Below are 6684 nucleotides of genomic sequence, written 5' to 3'. Positions count from 1 at the left end.
CGCGGCCCCCCCCCCCCCCCGCGCCCGCGGGGCGCCGCGGGGCGGGGGGGGGGGGGCCCGCGCGGGGGGGGGGGGGGGGCGGGGGGGGGGGGCCCCCCCCCCCCCCCCCCCCACCGCGCCGTCCGTCACGGGCGTCGAGGTGATCGCCCGGGTGCCGGACCGCCCCGGCGGGAGCGGTCCGGCCGTGGCTCACCTGGCGTGCACGTCGTTCGTCGCCTCGATCCGCGCCCAGGACCTCGGCCGGGGCACGGCCGCCGACGCATTGGCGAGGGAGGCCGCCCGTGCCGCCGGGGCGCCCGGCTTCACCGGCTGGAACAGCCAGGTGTCGAAGAGCGCGGCCAGCGGCTTGCCGGAGACCTGCTCGGCGTACTTCTGGAAGTCGGCCACGGAGGCGTTGCCGTACGCGTGCCGCTGCGGCCAGCCCTTCAGGATGGTGAAGAAGGCGTCGTCGCCCACCGCGTTGCGCAGCGCCTGGATGGCGACGGCGCCCCGGTCGTAGACGGCGGCGTCGAACTGGTCGTCCGGGCCGGGATCGCCCGGCTTCACCGTCCAGAAGGCGTCGTCGGCCGGGTGCGAGGCGTAGACGTAGTCCGCCAGCTCCTGCGCCGTGCCCTCGCCCTCGTGCTCGGACCACAGCCACTGGGCGTAGCGCGCGAAGCCCTCGTTGATCCAGATGTCCTTCCAGCCCTTGACGGACACGCTGTCGCCGTACCACTGGTGGGCCAGCTCGTGGACGACGACGGAGGTGTTGGAGCCGTTCGCGAACTGCCTCGGGCTGTAGTACACGCGGGTCTGGGTCTCCAGCGCGAACCCGGTGGTGGTGTTCGGGACGTAGCCGCCGGCCGAGCTGAACGGATACGGCCCGAAATAGCCGCTCAGCCAGTCGACGAGCTCCCCGGTGCGCTCCACGCTCGCCCGCGCCGCCCCGTCCTCGTCGCCGAGGTCCCTGCTGTAGGCGTTGACCACCGGGACGCCTCCCTCGGAGGTGCCGGTGGTGATGTCGAACCTGCCGAGCGCGAGCGTGGCCAGATAGGTCGCCTGCGGCTTGTTCTCGCGCCAGTTCCAGCGCGTCCAGCCCAGCTTCGAGCTGGTCGACTGGAGCGTGCCGTTGGAGATCGCCTGCGTGCCGTCCGGCACGGCCACCGACACGTCGTAGGTGGCCTTGTCGCTCGGGTGGTCGTTGCTGGGGAACCACCACCAGGCCGCTTCGGGCTCGTCCGCCGCGATCGCGCCGTCCGGGGTGCGGTGCCAGGTGGTGAACCCGTACGCGCTCTTCGTGGACGGCACCCCGCTGTAGCGGACGACCACGGTGATCGGCGTGCCCTTGGCCAGCGGGGCCCTGGGGGTGACCACCAGTTCGTGCGCGCCGGAGCCGGCGAAGGCGGCCTTCGCGCCGTTGACCCGCACCTCGCTCACGTCCAGCAGGAAGTCCAGGTCGAAGCTGGACAGGTCCTGCGTGGTCCGCGCCGAGATCGTCGCCGTGCCCTCCAACTCGTCCGTCGCGGGCTGGTACTTCAGCCTCAGGTCGTAGTGGGAGACGTCGTAGCCGCCGTTGCCGTAGTCGGGGTAGTAGGGGTCGCCGATGCCCGGCGCGCCGGGGGAATGGCTCGCGGCCGATGCCGGGATCGCCAGCAGGAGGGAGGCCGCCGCCAGTGCGCCCGGCACGATGATTCTGCGGTGCACGTCAGCTCCAAGTCGTAGGGGCGTGAAGTCTGTCCGGAGCCTATTGAGTCCCTGTGCTCCCAGGCATGTCCATGGCCACTGCTGTCACACGATCGCCATTCGGCCGTCACGAGCCGCGTGCCGCGGCCCGCCCGTTCGCGAAGTCTCCGGCGACACGTCAGTTCACCTCTTCAGCCCGGGAGTTGACCCCTGTACCGTCCCGCTCATGCCGAACAGCACGCGCATGACGTTCTGGAGAGCGCTGACCGTGGCGGCCACCGCCGTGCTGGCAGCCGCCCTCCTCAGCCCGGCGGCGCACGGCGCCCCGCACGACGGCCGAGCCCCGCGCGAGAGCCGCCCCGTCTACTCGTACGCGAACGCCGTCCGCGAGACCGTCTGGGTGGACACCGGGCTCGACGGCGACGGCGACGGACGCGGCGACCGCGTCGCGACCGACGTCGTCCGCCCCCGCGAACCCGCCCGGCAGGGCCGGAAAGTACCCGTGATCATGGACGCCAGCCCGTACTACTCCTGCTGCGGGCGCGGCAACGAGAACCAGACGAAGACCTACGACGCGGCCGGCCGCGTCGAGCGGATGCCGCTGTTCTACGACAACTACTTCGTGCCCCGCGGCTACGCCTTCGTCGGCGTCGACCTCGCCGGCACCAACCGCTCCGACGGCTGCGTCGACGTCGGCGGCCGCGAGGACGTCCAGTCCGCCAAGGCGGTCGTCGACTGGCTGAACGGCCGCGCCCGGGCCTACACGACCCGCACCGGCTCCACCCCGGCCACGGCGACCTGGACCGACGGCCGGACCGGCATGATCGGCAAGAGCTGGGACGGCACCATCGCCAACGGCGTGGCCGCCACCGGCGTGCAGGGCCTGCGGACCATCGTCCCGATCAGCGCCATCTCCTCCTGGTACGACTACTACTTCGCCCAGGGCGCCCCGCTGTACGACTCCGGCCCCGACTGGCTGTCCGACTACGTCGAGAGCGGCACCGCCCGCGCCCGCTGCGCCGCCGTGCAGAAGCGGCTCGTCGACGGCGCCCCGCGCACCGGCGACCGGACCCGGCTGTGGACCGAGCGCGACTACGTCAAGGACGCGGGCAAGGTACGGGCGAGCGTCTTCCTCGTCCACGGCATGCAGGACCTCAACGTCCGCACCAAGAACTTCGGCCAGTGGTGGGACGCCCTCGCGAGGAACGGTGTCCAGCGCAAGATCTGGCTCTCCCAGACCGGCCATGTCGACCCCTTCGACTTCCGCCGCGCGGCCTGGGTCGACACCCTGCACCGCTGGTTCGACCACGAACTCCTCGGTTACGACAACGGCATCGACCGCGAACCCATGGCGGACGTCGAACGCCACCCCGACCAGTGGACCACCTCGCGCCTCTGGCCCCCGAGCGGCACCCTGGCCACCACCCTGCGCCCCGCCCCCGGCGACCGGCCGGGCGTCGGCGCCCTCGGCCTGCGCACGGCCCGCGGCACCGAGACCTTCACCGACGACCCGAGGCTGAGCGAGACCGACTGGGCCGCGCGGATCGACACGCCGACCCCGGACAAGGCCGGCTTCGTCACCGAGCCGCTCGGCCACGACCTGCGGCTGTCCGGCTCCTCCGAGGTCACCGTCACCGCGACCCCGACCACCTCGACGGCCCACCTGTCCGCCGTCCTCGTCGACCTCGGCCCCGACACCGTCCGCGACTACGCCGACGCCGCCGAGGGCATCACCACCCTCACCGACCGCACCTGCTGGGGCGCGAGCACGGCGGGCGACAGCGCCTGCTTCCTGGAGACGAGGGCCAGGACGGCGGCGGTCGGCTCCACCGTCGTCAGCCGCGGCTGGGCCGACCTCGGCCACCACACCCCCGACGGCAGGGGCGGCCCGCTCGTCCCGGGCAGGGCGTACACGATCAGCCTCGACCTGGCGGCCACCGACCACGTCCTGCCCAGGGGCCACCGCCTGGCGCTGATCGTGGCCGGCACGGACAAGGACCTCATCGATCCTCCGTCGAGCACCCCGACCCTGACCCTGGACCTGTCCCGCACCTCGGCCACGCTCCCGCTGGTCGGCGGGGCGGGGGCGTTCACCCGCGCCACCGCCCGGTCCGTGACCGTCCCGACGGCCGGGACCCCCGCGGGCGTACGGGTACCGCACACCGTCCGCAGGACCCCCTGACACCGGGGGAAGGACGGCGTCAGGCGGCCGGGCCCGCCAGCCCGGCCGCCTGACGCGCACATCCCCAGGCCACGGTGACCCCGGCGCCGCCGTGCCCGTAGTTGTGCACCAGGACCCGCCCGTCCGGCAGCGCCTCGCGCTCCAGCCGCACCGCGGGCCGCGCCGGGCGCAGCCCTACCCGGTGCTCCAGCACCCGCGCCCCGGCGATCTCCGGCCGCAGCGCGGCGCAGCGCGCGACGATCCGCTCGGCCACCGCCGGGTCGGGCGCCAGGGACCAGGCGTCCTCCTCGGCCGTACCGCCGAGGACGAGGCCGCCCGGCTGCGGGAAGAGGTAGGTCGAGGCGTCCGAGGACTCGTCGACGCAGGTCAGCCAGGTCGTGATCCCCGGATTCGCCACGACGACGAGCTGACCGCGCACGGGACGCACCGCCGGATCCGGTACCAGCTCCCGGGCCCCCAGACCCGTGCAGTTCACCACCACGGGGGCGGGCACCGCGGACAGATCCGTGACCGTGCGCTCCTCGACGCTCCCGCCCGCGGCCAGCAGCCGCTCCCGCAGCCACGGCAGATGAGCCGGCATGTCGATCAGCGGCAGCCGCCCCCACAACGCCGGTCCCGGGTACTCCCCGGCGCGGGCCGCACGCAGTTCCGGCACCCGCGCCGCCCACGACCCCAGCGATGCGAGCCGGGTGCCGGCGTGCACCCCCTCGACCATCCGCACGCCCGTCTCCTCCGGGCGCGCGGCCAACTCCTCGTACACGGCCAGGGACCGCAGCGCCCAGTCGCCGACGAACGTCTCCGGCTCGATCCGGTACGGCCACCACAGCGCGCCCGCGACGGCCGACGTCGTCCGCTCGGCCGGCTCCCGCGTCCACACCCGCACCCGCCGGCCCCGCTCGGCCAGCACGAGCGCCGTCGTCAGCCCGATGATCCCGCCGCCGACCACCACGACGTCGTCATTCAGTCCACCGTCCACGCCAGGACCGTAGCCCAACGTGTCATGCCGCGCTCACAGCGGCCCCGCCCCGGGGACCCGCACGGCACGCCCGCCGGGTACGCGACCTGCGCGGCGGCCCGGACCCGGGGAGCGAGCCGGACCGCGGCCGGCCGGGCCACTAGGATCGACCCCCTGATGACTGCTGCCACCCTCGTCGCCAAGAACCTCGCGGCCGGCCACGGCGACCGCACGCTGTTCACCGGACTCGACCTCGTCGTCGCGCCCGGGGACGTGATCGGACTGGTCGGCGCCAACGGCGCGGGCAAGTCCACGCTGCTGCGGATGCTCGCCGGACTGGGCACGCCCGAGCAGGGCGAACTCACGCTCTCCCCGCCCACGGCGGCCGTCGGCCACCTGCCGCAGGAACCCGAACGCCGCCCGGGCGAGACCGTACGGGAGTTCCTGGCCCGCCGTACCGGCGTCGCCGCCGCCCAGCGGGCGATGGACGAGGCCACCCAGGCCCTCGTCGACGGGGCGCCCGGCGCGGACGACGCCTACGCGAGCGCCCTCGAGCGGTGGCTCGGCCTCGGCGGCGCCGACCTCGACGAGCGGGCCGAGGAGACCGCCGACTCGCTCGCCCTGGCCGTCGGCCTGGACCAGCCGATGACGTCGCTGTCGGGAGGCCAGGCGGCCCGCGCGGGACTCGCCTCCCTGCTGCTCTCCCGCTACGACGTCTTCCTGCTGGACGAGCCCACCAACGACCTCGACCTGGACGGCCTGGAACGCCTCGAACGCTTCGTCACCGGTCTGCGTGCCGGGACGGTCCTCGTCAGCCACGACCGGGAGTTCCTGACCCGCACCGTCACCAGGGTCCTCGAACTCGACCACGCCCAGGGGCGGATCAACCTCTACGGCGGCGGATACGCGGCCTACCTGGAGGAGCGGGAGGTGGCCCGCCGGCACGCCCGCGACGACTACGAGGAGTACGCCGACAAGCGGGCCGCACTTCAGGAGCGGGCGCTCACACAGCGCGCCTGGATGGACAAGGGCGTGAAGAACGCCCGGCGCAAGGCGGGCAGCGACAACGACAAGATCGGCCGCAAGTTCCGCAGCGAGGCCAGCGAGAAGCAGGCCGCGAAGGCCCGGCAGACCCAGCGCATGATCGAACGGCTGGAGGTCGTCGAGGAGCCCCGCAAGGAGTGGGAGCTGCGCATGGAGATCGCGGCCGCCCCGCGCTCCGGGGCGGTCGTCGCCACGCTCCGTGACGCGCAGGTGCGGCGCGGCGATTTCGTGCTCGGACCGGTCAGCCTCCAGATCGACTGGGCGGACCGGGTCGCGGTCACGGGCGCGAACGGCGCCGGCAAGTCGACACTGCTGGGAGCCCTGCTGGGCCGTCTCCCGCTGGACGCCGGACACGCCGCCCTGGGCTCCGGTGTCGTGGTCGGCGAGGTGGACCAGGCGCGGCGCCTGTTCCACGGCCCCGAGAGCCTGCTGGACGCCTTCCGGTCAGCGATGCCGGACACCGAACCGGCCGAAGTGCGAACGCTTCTGGCCAAGTTCGGCCTGAAGGCGAACCATGTGCTGCGTCCCGCCGTGACCCTCTCCCCGGGCGAGCGGACCCGGGCCGCGCTCGCCCTCCTCCAGGGCAGGGGCGTCAACCTCCTGGTCCTCGACGAGCCGACCAACCACCTCGACCTGCCGGCCATCGAGCAGCTGGAGTCGGCCCTGGACTCCTACGAGGGCACCCTTCTGCTGGTCACCCACGACCGCCGCATGCTGACGGCGGTCCGGACGACCCGTCACCTGGAGGTGGCCGACGGCAAGGTGACCGAGAGTCAGGTACGGTGACGGCCGAGGCCGTGGCCGGTGCGACGGGCCTACCGGCCACGAGGGCGGGCGAGGC

4 protein-coding genes are annotated in these 6684 nt (G+C 73.9%); 2 read left to right on the top strand and 2 right to left on the bottom strand.

Annotated elements, in window-relative coordinates:
- Positions 1–189: 189 nt before the first annotated feature.
- Positions 190–1683 carry a M1 family metallopeptidase gene (locus ACF061_RS38660; protein WP_392271700.1) on the bottom strand — a complete coding sequence of 498 codons (1494 nt, stop codon included), beginning with the start codon at positions 1681–1683 and terminating at the stop codon, positions 190–192.
- Positions 1684–1888: 205 nt separating this feature from the next.
- Between ACF061_RS38660 and ACF061_RS38655 the strand changes: the two genes are divergently transcribed.
- Positions 1889–3844, top strand: coding sequence for a Xaa-Pro dipeptidyl-peptidase (locus ACF061_RS38655; RefSeq protein WP_392271699.1), 1956 nt, complete (start codon positions 1889–1891; stop codon positions 3842–3844).
- Positions 3845–3863: 19 nt separating this feature from the next.
- Here the strand turns inward: ACF061_RS38655 and ACF061_RS38650 are convergent, their stop codons facing one another.
- Positions 3864–4820 carry an FAD-dependent oxidoreductase gene (locus ACF061_RS38650; RefSeq protein WP_392271698.1) on the bottom strand — a complete coding sequence of 319 codons (957 nt, stop codon included), beginning with the start codon at positions 4818–4820 and terminating at the stop codon, positions 3864–3866.
- A gap of 156 nt (positions 4821–4976) precedes the next feature.
- Here ACF061_RS38650 and ACF061_RS38645 point away from each other — a divergent pair, with 156 nt between their 5' ends.
- Positions 4977–6629, top strand: a complete 1653-nt coding sequence (locus ACF061_RS38645; RefSeq protein ID WP_392271697.1) for an ABC-F family ATP-binding cassette domain-containing protein — start codon at positions 4977–4979, stop codon at positions 6627–6629.
- The last annotated feature ends 55 nt before the right edge of the window (positions 6630–6684 follow it).

Source organism: Streptomyces sp. NPDC015220, assembly GCF_043079345.1.
GTDB lineage: Bacteria > Actinomycetota > Actinomycetes > Streptomycetales > Streptomycetaceae > Streptomyces.
The sequence above is the reverse complement of the archived record's forward strand: the minus strand, read 5'-3'. Positions and strand labels throughout refer to the sequence as shown.